Annotated in this window: 2 protein-coding genes; both read left to right on the forward strand. The window is 70.2% G+C overall.

All coding sequences use genetic code 11. The features are described 5' to 3' along the window. Positions 1 to 30: 30 nt before the first annotated feature. Positions 31 to 702, forward strand: a complete 672-nt coding sequence (locus tag RDU12_RS15100) for a response regulator transcription factor (protein ID WP_259548316.1) — start codon at positions 31 to 33, stop codon at positions 700 to 702. 9 nt (positions 703 to 711) lie between these two features. After that, positions 712 to 2,124 carry a HAMP domain-containing sensor histidine kinase gene (locus tag RDU12_RS15105; RefSeq protein WP_308685452.1) on the forward strand — a complete coding sequence of 471 codons (1,413 nt, stop codon included), beginning with the start codon at positions 712 to 714 and terminating at the stop codon, positions 2,122 to 2,124. Positions 2,125 to 2,127 lie beyond the last annotated feature (3 nt).

The raw sequence follows: 2,127 nt of genomic DNA on the forward strand, positions 1-2,127 counted from the left end.
GCGGCGATTCCGCATCTGAGGGCTGATTCCATGCGCATTCTGGTGGTCGAAGACGACGCTGAGGCCGCGACCGCCATGGTCCGCGGATTGACCGAGGCCGGTCACGAACCGACCCACGCCGTCGACGGCGCCTTCGGCCTGCTGGAGGCGCAGAAGGGCGGCTACGACGTCTATGTCGTCGACCGCATGATGCCGCGTCTCGACGGCATCGGCATGGTCGAGACCCTGCGCAAGGACGGCGACCAGACCCCCGTCCTGTTCCTCTCGGCCATGGGCGAGGTCGACGACCGCGTCGCGGGGCTCAAGGCCGGCGCCGACGACTATCTGGTCAAGCCCTACGCCTTCTCCGAGCTGATCGCCCGCGTCGAGGCCCTGTCGCGCCGCCGCGAGACCGGCTCGGTCGCCACCATGCTCAAGGTCGGCGACCTCGAGATGAACCTGATCGCCCGCACCGTGCATCGCGCCGGCCAGGAGATCGACCTCCAGCCGCGCGAGTTCCAGCTGCTTGAGTTCCTGATGCGCCACGCCGGCCAGTCGGTGACCCGCACCATGCTGCTCGAGAAGGTCTGGGAATATCATTTCGACCCCCAGACCAACGTCATCGACGTCCACATCAGCCGCCTGCGCGCCAAGATCGACAAGGGCTTCGACCACGCCATGCTGCAGACGGTCCGCGGCGCGGGGTACCGGCTGGAGGCCTGACGCCTCCCGATGAAACTCCCCTCCCTCCTTCGCCGCACGCCCTTCCGGCTGACGCTGCTGTTCCTCGCCCTGTTCGCGGCGGCGGCCAGCGCCATCCTGGCCTATGTCTATTTCGCCTCGGCCGCCGAGGCCCAGGCCAAGGCCGAGCGCGAAGTGCGCGGCGAGATGAAGGTGCTGACCGGCATCTATGAGGCCCGCGGGCTGGACGCCCTGAATCGGGAGGTGATCGACCGCACCCTGCGCGACAGCACGTTCCTTTACCGGCTGGAGCCCGACGACGGCAGCTGGTTCGCGGGCAGCCTGACGCTCTTTCCGATCGAGACGCTGGAAGAAGACCAGCAGTGGGTCACCTTTCCCTTCACCGAGACCGACGCGGAAGGCCGGGTCCGCCGGCCCCAGGTGCGCGGCGTCCAGACCCGGCTGGCGGGCGGGGGCACACTGTTCGTCGGTCAGTCGATGAGCGGCGCCGAGGCCTATCTGGCCCGTCTGACCCAGGCCTTGTGGGGCGCCATGGGCATAGTGCTGCTGCTCGGCCTGGCGGGCGGCTTCCTCGTCAGCCGCAATCTCGAACGCTCGATGGGACGGCTCAGCAAGGTCGTCACGGCGGTGCAGGAGGGAAACCTCAAGGCCCGCGCCCCCGTCCGCAATTCCGGCGACGAGCTCGACGAGCTGGGAGCGGGGCTGAACACCATGCTGGACCGGCTGGAGGCGTCGATGGCCTCGATCCGCCACGCCGGCGACGCCATCGCCCACGACCTGCGCTCGCCCCTGACCCGGATGCGCGCCAAGCTGGAAGTGTCGCTGATCGACGCCGAGGCCGGCAAGATCACCGGCGTCGACGCCCTGCAGCTGGCCCTCGACGAGGCCGACAACCTGCTCAAGACCTTCAACACCGTCCTCGCCATCGCCCGGCTCCAGGCCGCGGCCGGCCGCACCCCCGACCCCCAGCGGTTCGACGCCGCCGATCTCGCCGCCGACATGGCCGAGCTCTACGAACCGGCCAGCGAGGACAAGGGGCTCGAGTTCTCGGCCGAGATCGAGCGCGGCCTGATGGTCGAGGCCAACCGGCCCTTCCTGGCCCAGGCGCTCGCCAACGTCATCGACAACGCCATCAAATACACCCCGCCCGGCGGCGCCGTGATGCTGCGCGCCCGCCGCCGCAGCTCGGGCGAGATCGAATTCTCCGTCACCGACACCGGCCCCGGCGTGCCCGAACACGACCGCGAGCGCGTCCTCCAGCGCTTCGTCCGCCTCGACAACAGCCGCACCGAACCCGGCTCCGGCCTCGGCCTGTCGCTGGTCGGCGCCGTGCTCGAGGCCCACGGCGGGCGGGTGCAGCTGGACGAGGGTCCCGGCGAATACGGCGGCTTCGGCCCCGGCCTGCGGGTGGCCCTGGTCCTGCCGCCGGCGGATCCGGCGTGAGCG

The organism is Brevundimonas sp. (assembly GCF_031082345.1).
GTDB lineage: Bacteria > Pseudomonadota > Alphaproteobacteria > Caulobacterales > Caulobacteraceae > Brevundimonas.

Excerpts from the sequence above, each read along its gene's own strand:
- RDU12_RS15100 (WP_259548316.1), top strand. The coding sequence starts at position 31 with ATGCGCATTCTGGTGGTCGAAGACGACGCTGAGGCCGCGACCGCCATG.
- RDU12_RS15105 (WP_308685452.1), top strand. The coding sequence starts at position 712 with ATGAAACTCCCCTCCCTCCTTCGCCGCACGCCCTTCCGGCTGACGCTG.